General features: G+C 71.4%; 16 protein-coding genes. 13 read left to right on the top strand and 3 right to left on the bottom strand.

Annotated features, from left to right (window positions below; genetic code table 11):
- Positions 1–1,020 (top strand): TIGR03842 family LLM class F420-dependent oxidoreductase, encoded by a 1,020-nt coding sequence (locus OHN19_RS08240; protein ID WP_330263530.1) that lies wholly within the window; start codon positions 1–3, stop codon positions 1,018–1,020.
- Positions 1,021–1,184: 164 nt separating this feature from the next.
- The gene (locus tag OHN19_RS08235) at positions 1,185–2,741 is read left to right on the top strand and encodes an NCS1 family nucleobase:cation symporter-1 (RefSeq protein WP_330263529.1); all 1,557 of its coding nucleotides are present in this window, start codon (positions 1,185–1,187) and stop codon (positions 2,739–2,741) included.
- Positions 2,742–2,783: 42 nt separating this feature from the next.
- Here OHN19_RS08235 and OHN19_RS08230 read toward each other — a convergent pair whose 3' ends face one another.
- Positions 2,784–3,449: a hypothetical protein gene (locus OHN19_RS08230; protein ID WP_330263528.1), complete on the bottom strand. Its 666-nt coding sequence runs from the start codon at positions 3,447–3,449 to the stop codon at positions 2,784–2,786.
- Between the two features lie 289 nt (positions 3,450–3,738).
- On the opposite strand from OHN19_RS08230, the gene OHN19_RS08225 reads away from it, so the two are divergent.
- Positions 3,739–4,557 (top strand): class I SAM-dependent methyltransferase, encoded by an 819-nt coding sequence (locus OHN19_RS08225; RefSeq protein WP_330263527.1) that lies wholly within the window; start codon positions 3,739–3,741, stop codon positions 4,555–4,557.
- A gap of 18 nt (positions 4,558–4,575) precedes the next feature.
- Here the strand turns inward: OHN19_RS08225 and OHN19_RS08220 are convergent, their stop codons facing one another.
- Complete coding sequence (locus tag OHN19_RS08220; RefSeq protein ID WP_330263526.1) at positions 4,576–5,571, bottom strand: phospholipase D-like domain-containing protein; 996 nt, start codon at positions 5,569–5,571, stop codon at positions 4,576–4,578.
- 274 nt (positions 5,572–5,845) lie between these two features.
- Between OHN19_RS08220 and OHN19_RS08215 the strand changes: the two genes are divergently transcribed.
- The 6 genes from OHN19_RS08215 (at position 5,846) to OHN19_RS08190 (ending at position 15,841) form a co-directional block, all read left to right on the top strand.
- Positions 5,846–7,675 carry a gamma-glutamyltransferase family protein gene (locus tag OHN19_RS08215; RefSeq protein ID WP_330263525.1) on the top strand — a complete coding sequence of 610 codons (1,830 nt, stop codon included), beginning with the start codon at positions 5,846–5,848 and terminating at the stop codon, positions 7,673–7,675.
- 104 nt (positions 7,676–7,779) lie between these two features.
- Positions 7,780–8,625, top strand: coding sequence for an inositol monophosphatase family protein (locus tag OHN19_RS08210; RefSeq protein WP_330263524.1), 846 nt, complete (start codon positions 7,780–7,782; stop codon positions 8,623–8,625).
- 253 nt (positions 8,626–8,878) lie between these two features.
- Positions 8,879–10,291, top strand: a complete 1,413-nt coding sequence (locus OHN19_RS08205) for an NAD(P)/FAD-dependent oxidoreductase (protein ID WP_330263523.1) — start codon at positions 8,879–8,881, stop codon at positions 10,289–10,291.
- 77 nt (positions 10,292–10,368) lie between these two features.
- Positions 10,369–10,878, top strand: a complete 510-nt coding sequence (locus tag OHN19_RS08200; protein ID WP_330263522.1) for an O-acetyl-ADP-ribose deacetylase — start codon at positions 10,369–10,371, stop codon at positions 10,876–10,878.
- Positions 10,879–11,062: 184 nt separating this feature from the next.
- A complete protein-coding gene (locus OHN19_RS08195) occupies positions 11,063–11,722 on the top strand; it encodes a hypothetical protein (protein WP_330263521.1) in 660 nt (219 codons plus the stop codon).
- Between the two features lie 258 nt (positions 11,723–11,980).
- Positions 11,981–15,841 carry a glycoside hydrolase family 2 TIM barrel-domain containing protein gene (locus OHN19_RS08190; RefSeq protein WP_330263520.1) on the top strand — a complete coding sequence of 1,287 codons (3,861 nt, stop codon included), beginning with the start codon at positions 11,981–11,983 and terminating at the stop codon, positions 15,839–15,841.
- A 62-nt stretch (positions 15,842–15,903) separates the two neighbouring features.
- On the opposite strand, the gene OHN19_RS08185 is transcribed toward OHN19_RS08190, so the two are convergent.
- Positions 15,904–16,278, bottom strand: a complete 375-nt coding sequence (locus OHN19_RS08185; protein WP_330263519.1) for a metalloregulator ArsR/SmtB family transcription factor — start codon at positions 16,276–16,278, stop codon at positions 15,904–15,906.
- Positions 16,279–16,313: 35 nt separating this feature from the next.
- On the opposite strand from OHN19_RS08185, the gene OHN19_RS08180 reads away from it, so the two are divergent.
- The 4 genes from OHN19_RS08180 (at position 16,314) to OHN19_RS08165 (ending at position 21,456) form a co-directional block, all read left to right on the top strand.
- The gene (locus OHN19_RS08180; RefSeq protein WP_330263518.1) at positions 16,314–18,542 is read left to right on the top strand and encodes a heavy metal translocating P-type ATPase; all 2,229 of its coding nucleotides are present in this window, start codon (positions 16,314–16,316) and stop codon (positions 18,540–18,542) included.
- A gap of 49 nt (positions 18,543–18,591) precedes the next feature.
- Positions 18,592–20,124: an AlkA N-terminal domain-containing protein gene (locus OHN19_RS08175; protein ID WP_330263517.1), complete on the top strand. Its 1,533-nt coding sequence runs from the start codon at positions 18,592–18,594 to the stop codon at positions 20,122–20,124.
- Between the two features lie 9 nt (positions 20,125–20,133).
- On the top strand, positions 20,134–20,616 hold the full coding sequence (locus OHN19_RS08170; RefSeq protein ID WP_330263516.1) for a methylated-DNA--[protein]-cysteine S-methyltransferase: 483 nt from the start codon (positions 20,134–20,136) through the stop codon (positions 20,614–20,616).
- Positions 20,617–20,688: 72 nt separating this feature from the next.
- Positions 20,689–21,456, top strand: coding sequence for a DeoR/GlpR family DNA-binding transcription regulator (locus OHN19_RS08165; RefSeq protein WP_330263515.1), 768 nt, complete (start codon positions 20,689–20,691; stop codon positions 21,454–21,456).
- Positions 21,457–21,471: the final 15 nt, after the last annotated feature.

Genomic DNA, 21,471 nt, shown 5'->3' with positions numbered 1-21,471 from the left:
ATGGACTTCGGACTCGTCCTGCAGACGGATCCGCCCGCCTCGAAGGTCATCAGCCTGATGAAGCGGGCCGAACGCAACGGCTTCACCTACGGGTGGACCTTCGACTCCGCCGTGCTCTGGCAGGAGCCGTTCGTGATCTACAGTCAGATTCTTTCCAACACCTCGAAGTTGACGGTCGGCCCGATGGTCACCAACCCGGGCACCCGTACCTGGGAGGTCACCGCCTCCACCTTCGCCACCCTCAACGACATGTTCGGCAACCGCACGGTCTGCGGCATCGGCCGCGGCGACTCCGCGATGCGCGTCGCGGGCCGCACGCCCAACACGCTCGCCCGGATCAGCCAGGCCATGAAGGTCATCAGGGCGCTCGGCTCCGGCCAGGAGGCCGACCTCGGCGGCACGGTCGTCAAGTTCCCGTGGATCAAGGAGGGTGCCCAACTCCCCGTATGGATGGCGGCGTACGGCCCCAAGGCGCTGAAGATGACCGGCGAGGAGGCCGACGGGTTCATCCTCCAGCTCGCCGACCTGTACCTCACCGAGTACATGGTGAAGGCCGTGAAGGACGCGGCCGTGGCCGCCGGTCGGGATCCCTCCGAGGTCAAGATCTGTGTCGCCGCCCCCGCCTACGTCACCGAGGACGACTCGCCCGAGGCGCTCGCCCACGCGCGGGAGCAGTGCCGGTGGTTCGGCGGGATGGTCGGCAACCACGTCGCCGACCTGGTGTCGAAGTACGGCTCCGGCGGCGGCTTGGTCCCGCAGGAGCTCACCGACTACATCAAGGCACGCGAGGGGTACGACTACTCGCACCACGGACGGGCCGACAACCCGGACACCGCGTTCGTGCCCGACGAGATCGTCGACCGGTTCTGTGTCATCGGACCCGTCGAGAAGCACATCGAGAAACTGAACGCGCTGCGCGAGCTGGGTGTCGACCAGTTCGCCGTCTACGACATGCACGACGCCCAGGAGGCGACCATCGACGCCTACGGCTCCGAGGTCATCCCCGCCGTCAACTCCTGATCCGTATCGCCCGACCGCTCGACCGACCCCCCACTCCTTGTCCCCCCTTCCCGCCGTTCCGGGAAGGGGTGGCGGGACCGGGAAAGGCCTCCCCGCCCGTCCCGGTCCCGCCCGAGGCCCCCGCACGGCCTATCCCGTTCCGTCCTGATTCGATTGGCCTGCCCATGACCGAAACAGTCCCCACGGGGTCGTCGATACCGCAGTCCGCCGGCACCGGCGGCCGCGTCGAGCTCGCCCCCGATGCCTTCCCCGCCGACAGTCCCTTCGCCAACGAGGACCTGCGTCCCGTACCGGTCGCCGAGCGCAAGTGGACGACGTACAACTTCGCGGCCCTGTGGATCTCCATGGCGCACTGCATCCCCAGCTGGACCCTGGCCTCCGGCCTGGTCGCGCTCGGCATGGACTGGAAGCAGGCCGTCTTCACCATCGCCCTGGCCAACGTCATCGTGCTGCTGCCGATGCTGGCCACCGGGCATGCGGGACCCAAGTACGGCATCCCCTTCCCGGTGCTCGCCCGCGCCTCCTTCGGGCTGCGCGGCGCCAACATCCCGGCGCTGATCCGGGCCGCCGTGGCCTGCGGCTGGTTCGGCATCCAGACCTGGATCGGCGGCAGCGGCATCTTCGCGCTGGGCTCCAAGCTCACCGGCGGACACTGGGAGGACGCGGGCAAGATCGCGGGCAACCCCTGGCCGTTGTGGCTCTGCTTCATCCTGTTCTGGGCGCTCCAGATCGCGATCATCTACCGCGGCATGGACTTCCTGCGGCACTTCGAGAACTGGGCCGCGCCCTTCGTGATCGCCGGCGCACTCGTCCTGCTGATCTGGATCGCGGTCAAGGCCGACGGCTTCGGCGCGCTGCTCGACCAGCCCTCGAAGCTCGGGTGGGGCGCCGACTTCTGGCCGGTCTTCTTCCCGTCCCTCATGGGCATGATCGGCTTCTGGGCCACTCTGTCCCTGAACATCCCGGACTTCACCCGGTTCGGCGCCAGCCAGAAAGCGCAGACGTGGGGACAGGCCCTGGGGCTTCCCACGACCATGACCCTGTTCGCGGTCCTCGCCGTGCTGGTCACCTCCGGCTCCGAGGTCGTCTACGGCGAGGCCATCTGGGACCCGGTCGCGCTCGCGGCCAAGACGGACAACGCCTTCGGACTGCTCTTCGCACTGGTCGTCGTCCTGGTCGCCACGATCTCCGTGAACATCGCGGCGAACGTGGTCTCACCGGCGTACGACCTGTCCAACCTGGCTCCGAAGTTCGTCAACTTCCGTACGGGCGCGCTGATCACCGGGGTCGTCGGCATCCTGATCTTCCCGTGGAAGCTGATCTCCACGCCGGAGTTCTACATCTTCACCTGGCTCGGCGTGGTCGGCGGTCTGCTCGGCACGGTCGCGGGCATCCTCATCGCCGACTACTGGGTCGTGCGGCGCACGGTCCTGCACCTCGCGGACCTCTACACGCCGGGCGGGCGCTACTGGTACGCCAACGGCTGGAACTGGCGGGCGATCGTCGCCTTCGTGGTCGGCGGACTGCTCGCGGTCGGCGGCTCGTACTCGGGCGTGGGCGCGGACGGCAAGAAGACCGGGCCGTTCCCGACCGACGGCCTGATCCCGTTCCTCAAGCCGCTGGCCGACTACGGCTGGGCGGTGGGTCTGGGCACGTCGCTGGTGCTGTACGTGGCGCTGATGCTGCCGAAGGGGAAGGAACAGGAGGGCATCGCGGCCTGACATCGCCTTGCCCGCGGGGAGGGCGGTCGGGAGAACCTGGGATCAGGTCTTCTGACCGCTCTCCAGCGCTTTCACCGCCTCCTTGGCGGCCCTGATCGCACCCTTGTTGATCTCGTCCGTGCTGGGCGCCTTCTTCGACTCGAAGTCGCTGCCGTTGTACGTCACGGTCACCAGCGCGTTGGACGCCTGGACGATGACCACGCCCTCACGGGTCTGCTGCTTGTCCTCGGTGGTCAGGTTCACCACCGAGTACCCGGCGTCACCGACCCCGGGCACGGCGCCGCCGCCGCTCTTCTCGGCGATGTTCTCCTTGTACGACTTCGCGGCCGCCTGGTCGGACTCCGTGATCTCGAAGGAGACGTCGAGCCAGCGGTAGTCGTAGCCCTTGAGCGCGTTCCAGGAGCAGGTGCGGCGCAGGGACGTGTCCGTGGAGGGGATCTCCTTGCCGGCCGTCTTGGCGCCCGGCACCAGCGACTTGATCGTCGCCGCGCTGATGCTGCCGCAGGGGGCGGGGGAGGTGGCGTACGCCTTCGAGGGCGCCGCCGTGGACGTGCCCGAGGGCGACTCGTCGGCGGACCGCGGTGCCGACTCCTTCTGGGCGGCCGGCGTCGCGGCCGGGCCTGACGTCAGCGCCCAGCCCGCCGCGGCGAGCACGACGACGGGCGAGATGCGCGCGGTGAGCGCGAGCGGCAGGGAAAGAGTTCGCACGGCGCACTTTTCGTGGGGGACGGACGGTGCGGACGGGTCCGCACTGCGGACGGTACGCCAGTTTCACACGTCTCCCTGTGGGGTGGAAGTGCGAACTCGCTCCGTGGCGGGGCCGTCACTGGGGCCCGCCGTTGATGTGTCATGTGTCCGCTTATGTCCGGGTGGTGGGGTGGTTTCCATGCGGGTCCGTGGGCCGGTACGGCGCGAGCTCGGCCGGCAGCACGAGCCACGCCCGGAGCCGCTCAGGAACTGGGTTGCGGGCCGGGGCCGTGATCAGCACCCTGAGGTGATGACCGAGACGGCGCCGCGGGTGCGTGCAGAGATCCTCGCCTACTACGCCCGGGGCAAGGAGGACGCCCGTCTGAGAGACGGTGGGGCCACTGCCGGGCGGCTGGAGTTCTGGCGTACCCAGGACGTACTGCGACGGCTGCTGCCCGCCGCACCCGCGCGCGTGCTGGACGTGGGCGGCGGCAGCGGGGTGCACGCGGAATGGCTCGCCGAGGACGGGTATCAGGTCGCACTCGTCGACCCCGTGCCGCTCCACGTGGAGCAGGCCGCGCGACTGTCCGGGGTGACCGCCCGCCTCGGGGACGCCCGTGAACTGGCCGACGCCGACGCCTCGTACGACGTGGTGCTCCTGCTGGGCCCGCTGTACCACCTGACCGAACCGGCCGACAGGACAAGGGCGTTGGCCGAGGCGGAGCGGGTCGTCCGGCCCGGCGGGCTGGTGGTCGCCGCCACCATCAACCGGTACGCCCAACTCCACGACCTGCTGCGCAAGGAGCACTACTTCGCCCCGTCGGTCCGCGCCCACACCGACGCGGTCCTCGCGGACGGCAGGCACCCCTACCAGGAGGGCGGCTACTTCACCGTCGCGCACTTCGCCCAACCATCCGAGGTGACGGCGGAGTTCGCCGAGGCGGGGCTGTCCGTGGAGGGCCAGTACGGCGTCGAGGGCGTCGCCTGGCTGATGGACGGTGTCGAGGACTGGCTGGACGACCCCGAGCGGCGCGAGGCGGTCCTCGCGGCCTGCCGGCACGTCGCGTCCGAGCCGACGCTGCTGGGGACGAGCGGGCATCTGCTCACCGTGGGCAGGCGGTCACGGTGACCGCCTGCCCGCCGGCGACTACGCCGCCGTACCGCCCGAGTAGTCGCTGCTGAAGGTGGTCTCGACCGTGGTGGCCACGGACTGGGCCACCCCGGTGCCGGTCAGGATGATGCCCAACTCACGGTTGTTGGTCAGCGAGTTGCTGCTGAGGTTCATCGAGCCCGCCTCCACCTCCTGGGTGGCGAGACCGTAGTCGGCGACCATGGCCTTGGCGTGGATGTAGAAGCCGTTGGGGTCGGAGTACCCGACGACGGTGCCGCCGGCCGCCTTGATCTCGGAGACCTCGCTCGCGTAGTCGCCCGGCGTCTCCAGCACCACCCGTACCTTCACCCCCGCCTTCGCACGCGCCGCGATGGCGTCGACCACCGCGCTGTCACTGAACTCCAGCTCCTCCACGTCCAGTGTCTTCGTGGCCGCGTTCACCACGGACAGCAGCCGGTTGCGGGAGTCCGTGGGCGACCAGAGCAGGTGGTCACCGTCGGTGGGGGTGACCGAGGTGCCGGCGTAGTCCGCGGCGAACACCTTCTCGATCGCGGCGACATCGCGGCTGTCGTCGGTGAACACACCGTAGTCACGGCCGGTGGCGTAGTACTGGGAGGTCAGATTCCCGGTCAGGACAAGGGACTTGGTGCCGTCCACGGTGATCGTCTTCTGGTGCGTGTAGACGAAGCTCGACGGCGACCAGGCCACGCCCACGCCCGCGTTCGTCAGTGCCGTGTAGGCGGAGCTGTTGGCGCTCTGGTGCGCGCGGTCCAGGACGACCCGGACGGTGACGCCCTTGTTCTTCAGGGCTATCAGGTCGTTGACGGCCGTGGTGTCCTCGAGCTCGTACATGGTCATGTCGAGGGACGCGGTGGCCGAGTTGACGAAGTCGTAGATCGTGGGCTGGGTGGTGCCGCTCCGCGAGAAGGCGAAGGCGGTGTAGGTCGCGGCGTTCGCGGGGACGGAGGCGGCGAGCACGGCGGCGCCGGCGGCGAGCGTGACGCCCGCGCGGGCGAGGACCTTCGACAACATGGGTGACTCCTGGTCGAGTTGGGGCCCGCGTGGGGGGCGCGGGCGTTCGCATGGCACCACGCGCGTAGACCACGGAGGAAGGGCGGACCGGTGAACACGGGGTTACCGACGGTCCGCGCGATCGGGCAAAAGGGACTCTGTGCAGGTGGGGGGCGGTTCATGGAGTTCTCGTGTGATCGCAAAGACTTCGTAGACCGGTCGGTGTGGAATGAAAGGATCGACACAGGCGACCGCTTCGGACCGGCCGAGGCGGGCCCGAACCGCGAGGTGAGAGATGTCGTTCACCACCCGGCCGACCCTCCAGGGCACCTTCGGCATGGTGTCCTCCACCCACTGGCTGGCCTCGCAGTCGGCGATGGCGGTGCTGGAGGACGGCGGCAACGCCTACGACGCCGCGGTGGCCGGGGCGTTCGTGCTGCACGTCGTCGAGCCGCATCTGAACGGCCCCGCCGGCGAGGTGCCGATCCTGCTCGCGCCGGCCGGCGGGGAGGTGCGGGTGCTGTGCGGACAGGGCGTCGCACCGGCCGGGGCGACCGTGGCCCACTACCGGGGGCTCGGCCTGGAGCTCGTGCCCGGCACCGGCCCCCTCGCCGCCGCCGTCCCCGGCGCCTTCGACGCCTGGATGCTGCTCCTGCGCGACCACGGCACCAAGTCCCTCGCCGACGTCCTCACCTACGCCATCGGGTACGCCGAGGACGGGCACGCGCCCGTGGAGAACGTCGGCGCGACGGTCGAGAGCGTGCGGGAGCTGTTCGAGACGGAGTGGACCTCGTCGGCGGAGGTCTACCTTCCGGGCGGGAAGTCCCCGCGGCCCGGCGAGCTGTTCCGCAACCCCGCCCTCGCCGCGACCTGGAGGCGGCTGATCGACGAGGTGGCGGGGGCGGGCGACCGGGTCGCGCAGATCGACGCGGCCCGCGAGGTGTGGCGTACCGGATTCATCGCCGAGGCGCTCGTACGGCAGTCGCGCAAGCCCACCCTGGACACCAGCGGCACGCACCACACCGGCACGCTCACGGCCGCCGATCTCGCCGGGTGGTCCGCGAGCTACGAGGCGCCGGCGACGTACGACTGGAACGGCTGGACCCTGTGCAAGGCCGGCCCCTGGAGCCAGGGCCCGGTGCTGCTCCAGCAGCTCGCGCTGCTGCCGCCCGAGCTGCCCCGGTACGGGTCCGCCGAGTACGTCCATCTGCTGGTCGAGGGCTGTAAGCTGGCCATGGCCGACCGGGAGGCCTGGTACGGGGACGCGGCCGAAGTACCGCTCGGGGAGCTGCTGTCGGCTGAGTACAACGCGGAGCGGCGTGCACTCGTCGGCGACCGGGCCTCGTACGAGCTGCGGCCGGGCAGTCCCGGCGGGCGGGAGCCGCGACTCAGCGCACACGCGCGCGTGGTCGTCACCGACGAGCCCGGGTTCAGCCCGATGGGGGTCGGGGAGCCGACCGTCGCGAAGAACCCCACGTCCCCCGTGCCGGGCGAGCCCGCGGTCGGGTCCGACGGCACGACCCGGGGCGACACCTGCCACCTGGACGTCGTCGACCGCTGGGGCAACATGGTGGCCGCCACGCCCAGCGGAGGCTGGCTCCAGTCCAACCCCGTCGTACCGGAACTGGGCTTCCCGCTCGGCACCCGGCTCCAGATGACCTGGCTGGAGGAGGGCCTGCCGAACTCCCTCACCCCCGGCCGCCGCCCCCGCACCACCCTCACCCCCTCCATCGCACTGCGCGACGGCGTGCCCGTCCTGGCCTTCGGCACGCCCGGTGGGGACCAGCAGGACCAGTGGCAGCTGCACTTCTTCCTCGCCGTCGCCCTGCGCTCCCCGGTCCGCGGCGGTCTCGACCTCCAGGGCGCGATCGACGCCCCGAACTGGCACAACGACAGCTTCCCCGGCTCCTTCTACCCGCGCGGCATGCGGCCGGGGAGCCTCACGGTGGAGGCCCGGACGTCTCCCGAGGTGGTGGCGGAGCTACGGCGACGGGGGCACGACGTGACGGTGGGGGACCCGTGGTCGGAGGGGCGGCTGTGCGCGGTGGCGCGGGACCCGGAGACGGGGGTGCTGTCGGCCGGGGCGAATCCGCGGGGGATGCAGGGGTATGCGGTGGGGCGGTGAGGGTTCTGGTGAACGGCGTCCCCGGAACCCGGTGTTCACGGTGATTCCAGCCGGTGTCCATCAGGCGGGTGGGGATTGTCAGTCCTGCGTGCTCTCATGGAGTCATGATCGGAGACACGGAAACCATCGACGAGTTTCTCGACCTGCACGCGGGCGACGTGGAAGAGGCGGTACGCAAGGCGGCCGCGGCCGAGGTCATGCCGCGCTTCCGGCGGCTCGCCGCGCACGAGATCGACCAGAAGGCCGGCCCGCACGACCTGGTGACGGACGCCGACCGGCTCGCCGAGCAGTACCTCACCGAGGTGCTCGGCGCCCTGCTGCCGGGCTCGGTGGTGGTCGGCGAGGAGGCGGTGCACGCCAACCCCGCCTCGTACGAGGCGATACGGGACGACACCCCGGTCTGGATCGTCGACCCCGTCGACGGAACCCGGCAGTTCGTGCACGGAGACCCCGGCTTCTGCATGCTGGTCGCCCTGGCGAAGAGCGGCGTCCTGCTGGCCTCCTGGACCTACGCGCCGGCGCGCGACCAACTCGCCACGGCGATACGGGGCCGGGGCGCGTTCCTCGACGGCGAGCGCCTGCACGCGGGCGCGCCCGCACCGGGGCGGGACCTCCAAGTGGCCACCTCCCACCCGGACTACACGACGGAGGACCAGAAGCGCGGTCTGCTGGGACTGTGGACGGACGGCGTCGCACCGCGTCCGTGCGGCTCGGCGGGCCTGGAGTATCTCGCCGTCGCCCGTGGGGAGTTGGACGCGACGGCGTTCTCCTGGGAGGCGGCCTGGGACCATGCGGCGGGCCTGCTGCTGGTCGAGGAGGCGGGCGGCACCCACCTGACCCTCACCGGCGAGCCGTTCCGCATCACGGGAGGCAACACCCTGCCCTTCACAGCGGCCCGCGACGCGGCGACAGCGGGGAGGGTGCGGGGGTTGCTGGCGGGGGAGGGGTGACGGGGGCTGGCGCCCAGGGGGACCTGAGCTCACGGGACCTGCGCGGAGGGGCCTGAGGACAGCGCGTCCCCACGGACCCGCACTTCCCGGCCCGTACACGCCCCCTTGGCCCCCCGCCCGCACACGCCCGCTGGGCCCCCGGCCCCGGACACCCCCACCCCCCGACTTACCCCCGAACCCCAGGACTGTCGGTCCCCCGGCATATCCTGAGGCTCTGGCCATCGGCTGACGAAGGGGTCCGAAGGTGCCGTCGATGTTCGATGCGGTCGTGGTGGGTGCGGGGCCGAACGGACTGACGGCTGCCGTGGAGCTGGCCCGGCGCGGCTTCTCCGTGGCCGTGTTCGAGGCCCGCGAGACCGTGGGCGGAGGCGCCCGCACCGAGGAGCTGACCCTCCCGGGGTTCCGGCACGACCCGTGCTCCGCGGCCCACCCCCTCGGCATCAACTCCCCGGCGTTCCGCGCCCTGCCCCTGGAGCGCTACGGGCTGGAGTGGCTGCACGCGGAGCTGCCCATGGCGCACCCCTTCACCGACGGCACCGCCGCCGTGCTGTCGAGGTCGGTCGCCGAGACGGCCGCGTCCTTCGGGCCCCGCGACGCCGGGACGTACCGAAGGCTCGTCGAGCCGTTTCTGCCCAAGTGGGACACCCTGGTCCGCGACTTCATGTCCCTGCCCCTGACCGCGCTGCCCCGCGACCCCGTCACCCTGGCCCGCTTCGGCCTCCTCGGACTGCCCCCGTCGACCCTGCTGATGCGCCGCTTCCGCGACGAGCGGGCCAAGACCCTGTTCGCCGGCCTGGTCGCGCATGTGATGGCCCCGCTCAGCGGCGTCGCCACCGGCGCCATCGGCCTGGTCTTCGCCCTCGCGGCCCACGCCCGCGGCTGGCCCGTGGCCCGCGGCGGCTCCCAGTCCATCTCCGACGCGCTCGCCGCGTACCTCAAGGACCTCGGCGGCACCCTCCACACCGACTACGAGGTCAAGCGGCTGGACGACCTGCCGCCCGCGCGGGCCTACGTCTTCGACACCTCGCCCACCGCGCTCGCCCGCATCGCCGGCTTCGGCAACTACTACGAGGGCTACCGCTACGGCCCGGGCGTCTTCAAGGTCGACTACGCCCTCGACGGTCCGGTGCCGTGGACCGCGAAGGAGGCGCGCAGCGCGGGCACCGTGCAGATCGGCGCCGACAGCGCGGAGATCGGCCGGGCTCTGCGGGCCGCGTCCCGGGAGGGCAGGGCCCCCGACAGGCCGTTCATGATCACCGTGCAGCCCAGTGTCGTGGACCCCGGCCGGGCCCCCGCGGGCAAGCACGTGTTCTGGGCCTACGGGCATGTCCCCAGCGGCTGGACCGGTGACCTCACCGACGCGCTCGAGCGCCAACTGGAGCGTTTCGCCCCGGGGTTCCGTGACCGCGTCCTCGCCCGCGCCACCGCGGGACCACCCGAACTGGCCACCCGCAACGCCAACTACATCGGCGGCGACATCGGCTCCGGCGCGGTCACCGGCCTCCAGATCATGCTGCGCCCCAAGCTCTCCCTGTTCCCCTACGGCACCCCCCACCCGGCCGTCTTCATCTGCTCCTCGGCGACCCCACCGGGTCCCGGCGTGCACGGCATGTCCGGCCACAACGCCGCGAAGGCGGTGTGGCGACGGCTCCGCCAGGAGACCTGAAAGGCACGGGACCGACCTCGGCGAACCCGGCGACCCGAGCCGGCCCCGGTGTGCCGGAACCTGGAAGAGTGGTGGTCATGACCACCATCCGACTCGTCCAGGGCGACATCACACGGGAGAGCGCCGACGCGATCGTCAACGCCGCGAACTCCTCCCTCCTCGGCGGGGGAGGAGTCGACGGCGCCATCCACCGACGCGGCGGCCCCGCGATCCTGGCCGACTGCCGCAGGCTGCGCGCCGGGCACTACGGCAAGGGCCTGCCCACCGGCAAGGCCGTCGCCACCACCGCGGGAGCCCTGGACGCGCGCTGGGTGATCCACACCGTCGGTCCCCGGTACAGCCGCGAGGAGGACCGCTCGGAGCTGCTGGCCTCCTGCTACCGCGAGTCCCTGCGCGTCGCCGACGAACTCGGCGCCCGGACGGTCGCCTTCCCGGCCGTCTCCGCCGGCATCTACGGCTGGCCGATCGACGACGCCGCCCGGATCGCGGTGGAGACCGTACGGGGGACGGAGACCGCGGTCGAGGAGGTCCGCTTCGTGCTCTTCGACGAGCAGGCGTTCGAGGCGTTCGCCCAGCAGGTCGGCTGACGCCCGAGTCCTCTGACGGCCGAACGCCCCCGGGCCCGGGAAGGGCGCCTGCGACCGAGGAAAGTCCCAGGTCAGGACCGGTTCTGGTGGGAGATGCGGGCGGGGGTGGGGCGCCGGACCGGTTGCGCGGTGCGGGGGCGCTTCCCACGGTGGGGCCAACGAAGTCATTTCGAAAGGAACGTGCATGCGCCCCCTCGTCTCCCGCGGCCTTCTCCTGCCGCCCCTGGTCTGTGCCGCGCTGATCCTCGGCCCGGTCGGCACCGCGGCCGCCGTCACCGACGCGGGTCGCGCAGCGTCGAATCCCGGGGTGTCGCAGCCGGCCACTCCGTACGACACCGCCACCCTGGTGGACCGCCTCGACACACTGCACCGTGCCGGGCAGGGCACCGTCCTCGAGCCCCTCCTGGACGCGGTCACCGACCTCACCGCGCTGGACGCCGCCACCCTCGACGCGGACCGTGCGGCCGCCCACGCCAAGGCCGTCGAGGCCGCGAACGCCCGGGTCCAGCAGGAGCTGCGGCGGCTGAGCGGCACCGAACGGTCCACGGCCGCCGACCGGTCCGTGGCCGCCGCCGACCCGGTCTCCGACCTCCTGGCCTCGCTCCAGTCCACGGTCGACGACCTGCTCGCGTCGCTCACCTCGCTGGACGTGGGCGGTGTGCTGAGCGCGGTCACCGGACTCCTGGGCGGTGTGCTCGGCGCCGTCACCGGCCTCCTCGGCGGCGGCCTGCCCGACACGAGCACGCTGCCCACCGAGACGACCCTGCCGTCCACGAGCACGCTGCCCGACACGAGCACGCTGCCCCCCGTCACCACCCTCCCCGCCCTGCCGGCCACCGGCTGACACGGCGGCCCCGGCGTCCACCCCGCCGAGGGCGACGACATACGGCACCCCCGCGTGATCCCACGCGGGGGTGCCGTATGTCGTCATGTCCCCAGGACCTCACAAAGTCCTACACAGTCATTGCCAAGTCATTGCCCAGGAAGCCTTCGGGATCTAGGTTGAGTCGCATCCTGTGCCTCGAAGTCCCCATTAGCGCACAGGAATTGACGCACCCCTCAGTACGTACACCGCACTGTCGTCCCGAGGAAGGTTCCGCTCATGCCCCACCCGTACCTGCCCGCCCCCATCAGCCGCCGGCGCCTGCTGGAGGGAGGGGCGGCCGTCCTGGGAGCCCTCGCCCTCTCCTCCGGCCCCCTGGCCGGCCGCGGCCACGCGGCGGACGGTTCCCCGGAGTGGAACGGCGCCATCGACCTCTTCCGGGTGGGGACCGAGCCCCCGCACTCCACCCTCATGCCGTACGCCACCGTCGGCCAGGCGCTCGCCGCCGACCGCACCCGCTCGCCGTACCGGCTGAGCCTCGACGGCAAGTGGAAGTTCGCCTACGCCGACCGGCCCGCCGACCGCGACACCGATTTCTACCGCACGGATGTCGACGACAGGGACTGGGACACCATTCCCGTCCCCTCGGCATGGCAGGTGCATGGCTACGACTTCCCGATCTACATCAACATCACCTACCCCTGGTGGGGCCCCAACGGCCTGGGCGAGGAGGCCCAGCCGCCGGCCGCGCCCACCCGCTACAACCCCGTGGGGCAGTACCGGCGCACGTTCACCGTCCCGAAGGACTGGTCGGGGCGGCGGACCTTCCTGCACTTCGAGGGCGTCAAGTCGGCGCACTACGTGTGGATCAACGGCGAACTCGTCGGCTACCACGAGGACTCCTACACCCCCGCCGAGTACGACATCACCCCGCACCTGAAGCCGGGCACCAACCACATAGCCGTCGAGGTCTACCGCTACTCCGACGGCGACTGGCTGGAGGACCAGGACATGATCCGGCTGAGCGGCATCTTCCGCTCGGTCTACCTGTACTCCACCCCGGCCGTGCACCTGCGCGACTTCAAGCTGGACACCCCGCTCGGCGACGACCACACCTCCGCCGCACTCTCCGTCACCGCGAGCGTGCGCGACTACGCCGGCGACAACGCGGGCCGCTACACGGTCGAGACGCAGCTCTACGACAGCGGCGGCCACGCCGTCTGGTCCCGGCCGCTCCAGCAGGCCGTAACCCTCAACGCCGGCGACGAGACGACCGTACAGGCGTCGAAGGCCGTGCCGTCCCCCAAACTGTGGTCGGCGGAGCATCCGAACCTGTACACCGCCGTCCTGCGGCTGCGGGATCCCGCCGGCAAGGTGATCGAGACGCTCTCGCACCGGGTCGGACTGAGGGAGTTCGCGCTCAAGGACGGGCTCATGCGCATAAACGGCAAGCCCGTCTCCTTCCGCGGCACCAACCGCCACGAGATGCACCCCGACCGCGGCACCGCGCTCACCCGCGCGGACCTCGTGAAGGACATCACGATCATCAAGCGGCTGAACATCAACTCCGTGCGCACCTCGCACTACCCCAACAACCCGCAGTGGCTCGAACTCGCCGACGAGTACGGCCTCTACCTCGTCGACGAGACCAACCTGGAGACCCACGGCATCCGCGGCGAGTACCCCGGCAACCACCCCGACTGGAGCAGGGCCTGTGTGGCCCGCGCCCAGAACATGGTCCACCGCGACAAGAACCACGCCTCGGTGGTCATCTGGTCGCTGGGCAACGAGGCGGGCGGCGGCAGCACGTTCGTGAACATGCGCGACTGGATCAAGTCGTACGACACCACCCGCGTCGTCCAGTACGAGGGCGACGACCGGCCCACCATCAGCGACATCCGCTCGGAGATGTACGACAGTCCGGCGCGCGTGGAACAGCACGCGAAGAACACCGCCGACACCCGGCCGTACGTGATGATCGAGTACTGCCACGCGATGGGGAACTCCAACGGCAACTTCAAGAAGTACTGGGACATCATCCGCCGCTACCCGGTCCTCCAGGGCGGCTGGATCTGGGACTTCGTCGACCAGTCCCTCACCGAGCGCGTCCCGGTGCGGCAGTTGCTCACCGAGAGCGGCCCGGGCGCGCTGAGGGGTGAAGTCCTGCCCGCGAGCGCCCGGTTCGACCGTGACAAGGGTGTCTCCGGCGCCACGGTCTTCGCCCGCGACCCCCGCCTCGACCTCACCGGCTCGCTCACCCTGGAGGCCTGGTTCACCCCGAAGGTGACGGGCTATCACCAGCCCGTCATCGCCAAGGGCGACACCCAGTACGCCCTCAAACAGTCCGGGAAAACACTGGAGTTCTTCATCTACGGCGGCGGCCAGTGGATCACCGCCTCCTGGACCGTCCCGGACGACTGGACCGGCCGCGAACACCATGTCGCCGGAGTCTTCGACGCGACCGCGGGCACCCTGACCCTCCACGTCGACGGCCAGGTCAGAGCAGCCCGGACCACCACCCAGAAGCCCAGCAGCAACACCGCGCCGCTCGCGCTGGCCGTCGATGTCGACAACCCCACCAGGGAGTTCAGCGGCACGATCAGGAAGGCGCGCGTCTACGGCCGTGCCCTGAGCACCGCCGAACTGGCCTCCGACGGCCGTGGACCGGGTGACGAGGGCGTGCGGTTCTGGTTCGACGCGGCGACCGTGGGGCTCACCGAGAAGCGGCCCGACCAGAAGACCTTCTTCGCGTTCGGCGGCGACTGGGGCGACAACCCCAACGACGGCGCCTTCGTCGCGGACGGCATCGTCACCGCCGACCGCGGCCACACCGGCAAGGCCGCGGAGGTCAAGCGGATCTACCAGACGGTCCAGGCGAGTTGGGCCCCCGGCGGGACGGCGGTGACCCTCACCAACGAGAACCTGTTCACCAACCTCCGTGAATTCGAAGGCAGTTGGACACTCTCCGCCGACGGCAAGGTGGTGCAGCGCGGGAAGCTCACCCGGGACCAGCTCAACGTGGCCCCGCTTGCGAGCAAGGACATCACCGTCCCCTACAAGCTCCCGAACACCCCCGCGCCCGGCACCGAGTACTTCCTCCGGCTCTCCTTCACCACCAGGGAGCCCACGCCCTGGGCCCGCGCGGGCTTCGAGGTGGCCGCGCAGCAGCTCGCCCTGGACGCGGGCAGCCCGGCGGTGACGCCGGGGCCGCTCGCGAAGGTCCCGGCGCTGACGTACCAGGACGCCTCCGGCCAAGTCGCCGTCACCGGCGAGGACTTCTCCGTCGTCGTCGACAAGGGCACCGGCACCATCACGTCGTACCGGGCCCATGGCACGCGGCTGCTGACCTCCGGTCCCGTGCCCAACTTCTGGCGGGCGCCCACCGACAACGACCACGGCAACGGGCAGCACACCCGCAACCAGACCTGGCGCGACGCCGGGGCGAACCGCAAGGTCACCGACGTGGGCGTGCGGGCGCTGGGGGACCGGGCCGTCGAGATCAAGGTGAGCGGCACCCTGCCGACGACCACCGAGTCGGCGTACACCACGACCTACACGGTCTTCGGCAACGGCGAGATCAAGGTGGACAACACCCTGCACCCGGGGGCGAGTTCACTGCCGTACATCCCGGAGGTCGGCACGATCCTGTTCCTGCCGCGCCGGCTCGACCGGCTGCACTACTACGGGCGCGGACCCGAGGAGAACCACTGGGACCGCAACAACGGTACGGACGTGGGCCTTTGGTCCGGAACCGTCGCCGAGCAGTGGACCTCCTACATCCGCCCCCAGGAGAACGGCAACAAGACCGACGTCCGCTGGGCCGCGCTGACCGGCCGCGACGGCGTGGGACTGCTCGTCTCGGGTGAGCCCCTGCTGGAGGTCAACGCCTCGCACTTCACCCCCGAGGACCTGTCCAACGGGGTGCGCCACGACTACCAGCTCACGCCGCGCGACGCGGTCGTGCTCAGGGTGAACCACCGGCAGATGGGCGTCGGCGGTGACAACAGCTGGGGCGCGCACACCCACGACGAGTACAAGCTGTTCGCCAACCGGGACTACTCGTACACGTACCGGCTACGGCCGCTGACGGATGTGAGCCACGCCACGGCAACCTCACGGCGGCCGACGGCGACCACCTGATACGCCGGGGGTTCAGGAGACACGCGGCGTGCGAGGAGTGAGGCGTCCCGTTGCGGGGCGCCTCACTCTGCTTCTCCTTCCGCCTCCGCCGTGTCGCTGAGGCCCAGCCGCAGATGCTCCACGTGGTACACCGCCTGGTCGAGGAGTTCGGCGACATGGTGGTCGTGCAGCGCGTACACCACCGACCGGCCCCGGCGCTCGCCCACGACCAGGCCCAGGTTGCGCAGCAGCCGCAGCTGGTGCGAGCACGCCGACTGCTCCATGCCCACCTCGGCGGCCAACTCCGTGGCCGGCAGCGGCCCTTCACGCAGCCTCGCGAGGATCAGCAGCCGGGACGGGGTGGAGAGGGCCTGGAGCGTGGTGGCCACCTTGGCGACATTGGCCGCGTCCAGGCGTACGCGCTCTTCGGCGGTGGTGGTGACGGCTCCATGACCCATGGGCGGTATCTTACCCACCGTACATGAACAGATGAATGAGTCTTCATGTGTTCCTGTATGGTGCTGGGGTGTCCACGACTCTCACCCCCGTCCGTACCCCCTTGCCCGCCCACCGGACGCCCCGTCGCCGCACCCGTGTCCTGGCCCTGGCCGAGGCCCGCTGGGCGCTGGCGTCGACCGTCGCGTTCCTGCTCGGCCTGGCGCTGGATCTCAGTGGCGTGCCGTGGTGGGCGTACGGCCCGCTGTACGCCGTCGCCTATGCGACCGGCGGCTGGGAGCCGGCGCTCGAAGGGCTCAGGGCGCTGCGCGAGCGGACGCTGGACGTCGATCTGCTGATGATCGTGGCGGCACTGGGCGCGGCCGCGATCGGGCAGGTCCTGGACGGGGCCCTGCTGATCGTCATCTTCGCCACCTCCGGCGCCCTGGAGGCGCTGGCCACCGCCCGTACGGCCGACTCGGTGCGCGGGCTGCTCGACCTCGCGCCCGCGATGGCGACCCGGGTCACCGAGGACGGCGAGGAGGCGGTCCCCACGGGCGAACTCGCCGTGGGAGACGTGCTGTTGGTCCGGCCCGGTGAGCGCATCGGTGCCGACGGCGTGGTGGTGGACGGAGCGAGCGAGGCCGACCAGGCCACCATCACCGGTGAACCCCTGCCGGTCGCCAAGGGTCCCGGCGACGAGGTCTTCGCCGGCACCCTCAACGGCACCGGCGCACTGCGCGTGCGGGTCGGGCGCGACCCCGCCGACTCGGTCATCGCCCGCATCGTGACGCTCGTGGAGGAGGCCTCGCGCACCAAGGCGCCGACCCAGCTGTTCATCGAGAAGATCGAGCAGCGGTACGCGGTGGGGATCGTCCTCGCCACGCTCGCCGTGTTCGGTGTGCCGCTGCTGTTCGGCGCCGACCTCACGGACGCGCTGCTCCGCGCGATGACCTTCATGATCGTCGCCTCGCCGTGCGCGGTCGTCCTCGCGACCATGCCGCCCCTGCTCTCCGCCATCGCCAACGCCGGCCGGCACGGGGTCCTGGTCAAGTCGGCGGTCGCGATGGAACGGCTGGGGGAGGTGGACGCCGTGGCCCTCGACAAGACGGGGACCCTGACGGAGGGGGCGCCGGAGGTGACAGCGGTACGGCCCCTGCCGGGGGCCGACCTCGACGAGGCCGAGCTCCTCGCCCTGGCCGCCGCGGCCGAGCACCCCAGTGAGCATCCGCTGGCGCGGGCGATCGTGGGGGCGGCGCGGGGGAGGGGGCTGCGGATCGAGAGTGCGACGGATTTCGCGGCGACACCGGGGCGCGGGGTGACGGCGGTGGTCGGGGGCCGGGTGATCGGGGTCGGGCGTCTGGAGGAAGCGGGGGGTGCGGGCTGTGGGCTCGTGGAGAGTGCTGGTGCCGGGGAGGGTGGTCCTGGGGAGCGCGCGGGTCTTGGGGAGGGTGCGTGTCTTGGGGAGCGCGCGGGTCTTGGGGAGGGTGCGGGTTATGGCGAGGGCGCGGGTCTCGGCTACACCGCGGGTCTCGGCGACGCCGCCGGTCTCGCAGAAGTGGCCGGTCTCGTGGAAGGTGCGGGTCTCGCGGATGATGCGGGTCTCGCGCAAGGTGCCGGGCTCGGGGCATGTGCCCGGCTCGCCGGGCAGGGTGGTGTCACCGTCGTGCTCGTGACCGGAGACGGTGTGCCGCTCGGTGTTCTCGCTCTCGCCGACCGGCTCCGACCCGGCGCCCCCGCCATGACCGCCGCGCTCACCGGCCTGACCGGCGCCACCCCCGTCCTGCTCACCGGTGACAACGCGCGGGCCGCCGCCCGGGTCGCCGAGGCCACCGGGCTGGTGGACGTCCGCGCGGACCTGCTGCCCGAGGGCAAGGTGGACGCCGTACGGGAGCTTCAGGACGCCGGTCGCAAGGTGCTGTTCGTCGGGGACGGCGTCAACGACGCGCCCGCCCTCGCCGCCGCCCACTCCGGCATCGCGATGGGCCGCGCGGGCTCCGACCTGGCGTTGGAGACGGCGGACGCGGTCGTCGTGCGCGACGAGCTCGCGACCGTCCCGGCGGTCGTACGGCTGTCCCGGACCGCCCGCCGGCTGGTGGTCCAGAACCTGGTGATCGCGGGCACCTTCATCACCGGACTCGTCCTGTGGGACCTCCTCGGCCACCTCCCGCTGCCGCTCGGTGTCGCCGGGCACGAGGGCTCGACGGTGCTCGTCGGTCTGAACGGTCTGCGGCTGCTGCGCGAGTCCGCCTGGCGGTCCGGCCAGGCCCGGGGCACGCGAGGTTGATGTCGGATTCTCGCCAGCCCCGCTCCGGGCGGTGGTCGATGCTGGACGTATGCAGACGGGGATGTACACCGAGACCGAGCGCTGTGTGCGCGCCGTGCAGTCCAAGGACGCACGGTTCGACGGATGGTTCTTCACGGCTGTTCTGACGACCCGCATCTACTGCCGGCCGAGCTGTCCCGTCGTACCGCCCAAGCCGGAGAACATGACGTTCCACCCGAGCGCGGCGGCCTGCCAGCAGGCGGGTTTCCGGGCCTGCAAGCGGTGCCGGCCCGACACCAGCCCGGGCTCCCCGGAGTGGAACCAGCGCGCCGACCTCGTGGCCCGCGCGATGCGGCTCATCGCCGACGGCGTGGTCGACCGCGAGGGCGTGCCGGGGCTCGCCGCCCGGCTCGGCTACAGCACCCGGCAGATCGAACGCCAGCTGCTCGCCGAACTGGGCGCGGGCCCGCTCGCCCTCGCCCGGGCCCAGCGGGCCCAGACGGCGAGGATCCTCATCGAGACCACCGCCCTCCCGATGGCCGACGTCGCCTTCGCGGCCGGCTTCTCCGCGATCCGGACCTTCAACGACACCGTGCGTGAGGTCTTCGCGCTCTCTCCGAGCGACCTGCGCGCCCGGGTGCCGAGGCGGGCCACGGCGGCCACGAGCCCGGGCGCCGGACCGGGCCGGCCGGCGCGGGCGGCCGGACCCGGCACACCCGGCGTGCTGAACCTGCGCCTGCCGTTCCGCGCCCCGCTCAACCCCGACAACCTCTTCGGCCACCTCGCGGCCACCGCGGTCCCGGGGGTGGAGGAGTGGCGGGACGGCGCGTACCGGCGCACGCTGCGGCTGCCGTACGGGCACGGCGTCGTGGCCCTCACCCCGCGGCCCGACCACATCGCCTGCCGGCTGATGCTGAGCGACCTGCGTGACCTGACCGTCGCCATCAGCCGCTGCCGTCGCCTGCTCGACCTGGACGCCGACCCGGTGGCCATCGACGACCAGTTGCGCACGGACCCGCTGCTGGCGCCGCTGGTGGACAAGGCGCCCGGCAGGCGGGTCCCGCGCACGGTCGACGAGGAGGAGTTCGCCGTCCGGGCCGTGCTGGGACAGCAGGTCTCCACGGCCGCCGCCCGCACCCACGCGGGCCGTCTGGTCACCGCGCACGGCGAACCGGTGGACGACCCGGAGGGCGGTCTCACCCACCTCTTCCCGTCGCCCGAGGCCCTGGCCGCCCTCGACCCGGCCTCGCTCGCGATGCCCCGCACACGCCGCACGACCTTCACCACACTGGTCGGCCAACTGGCGGACAAAACCCTCCGGTTGGGCGTCGAATGCGACTGGACGGAGACCAGGGCCCGACTGCTCGCACTGCCCGGCTTCGGCCCCTGGACGGTCGACGTCATCGCCATGCGAGCCCTCGGCGACCCGGACGCCTTCCTCCCGACCGACCTCGGAATCCGCCGCGCCGCACAGGAGTTGGGCCTGCCCTCCACCCCGGCCGCGCTGACGGCCCGCGCGGCGGCCTGGCAGCCCTGGCGGGCCTACGCGGTCCAGTACCTGTGGGCGACCGACAGCCACCCCATCAACTTCCTTCCCGTCTAAGGACGTCCAGTGAAACAGCACACCGTGATCGACAGCCCCTACGGCCCGCTGACCCTCGTCGCCGAGGACGGCGTCCTGTGCGGCCTCTACATGACCGACCAGCGCCACCGCCCGCCGCAGGAGTCCTTCGGCACACCGGACGACGAGCCCTTCGGCGAGGCGGAAGAGCAGCTGGAGGCCTATTTCGCGGGCGAGTTGAAGGAGTTCACCCTGGAACTGCGCCTGCACGGAACGCCGTTCCAGCGCACGGTGTGGGACCAGCTCCGCCGCATCCCCTACGGCGAGACCCGCGGCTATGGCGAACTCGCCGATGCCCTCGGCAACCCCAAGGCCTCCCGCGCGGTCGGTCTCGCCAACGGCAAGAACCCGATCGGCATCATCGTCCCCTGCCACCGCGTGGTCGGGGCGAACGGCAGCCTGACGGGTTACGGCGGCGGGCTGGAACGTAAGCAGCGCCTGCTGGACTTCGAGCGGGGATCGGCCCTGTTCTGAGGGAGGCTGGTGCGGCCCGTATCCCAACGTGCCCTGCGGAGAACCGAGTTGTGACGTGTAGTGTTCGCTCGCGTGCTGGCCGAACAACGACACCAACTCATCCTCCGGGCCTTGCGATCCGGGGGCACCGTCACCGTGACGGACCTCGCCGAGCAGCTGGAGGCCAGCGCCGCGACGGTCCGCCGGGACCTCCTCAAGCTGGAGGAGGACGGACTGCTCACCCGCGTTCACGGGGGAGCGGTCGTCGAGGACAGGCCCGCACCCTTTGCCGAGGCGGCCGAGGAGCAGGTGCCGGAGAAGGACGCGATAGCCGCCCGGGCCGCCGAGCTGATCGAGGACGGCCAGTCTGTCATCCTCGACTCCGGCACCACCGTGCACCGCCTGGCTCGCGCACTGCACGGGCGCCGCATCACCGTCATCACCAACAACCTCGGTGTGTACGAGGAACTGCTGCCCGACGAGAGCGTCGAACTGATGCTGCTGGGCGGCATGGTCGTCCGCGAGTCACGCATGCTGGACGGATTCATGGCCGAGGACAACCTCCGTCAGGTGCACGCGGACTGGCTGTTCATGGGTGCCTGCGGTGTCCGCCCGGGCGGCCAGGTCATGGACACCACGGTCGCCGAGGTCCCCGCCCGCCGAGCCATGATCAGCGCCGGCGACAAGGTCGTACTGCTCGCGGACGCCACAAAGTTCCCCGGCACCGGGATGGTGAAGATCTGCGATCCCGGCGAGTTGGACCTCGTCATCACCACCACGTCCGCCCACGACGCCACGTGTACGGCACTTGAGGAGGCCGGGGTGAGGGTGGAACGGGTGGACGCGGACCGTCGGCCCTAGCCGGCGCTCTCAGCC

The organism is Streptomyces griseorubiginosus, from assembly GCF_036345115.1.
Classification (GTDB): domain Bacteria; phylum Actinomycetota; class Actinomycetes; order Streptomycetales; family Streptomycetaceae; genus Streptomyces; species Streptomyces griseorubiginosus_C.
This window is presented reverse-complemented; position numbering and strand designations above follow the sequence as displayed.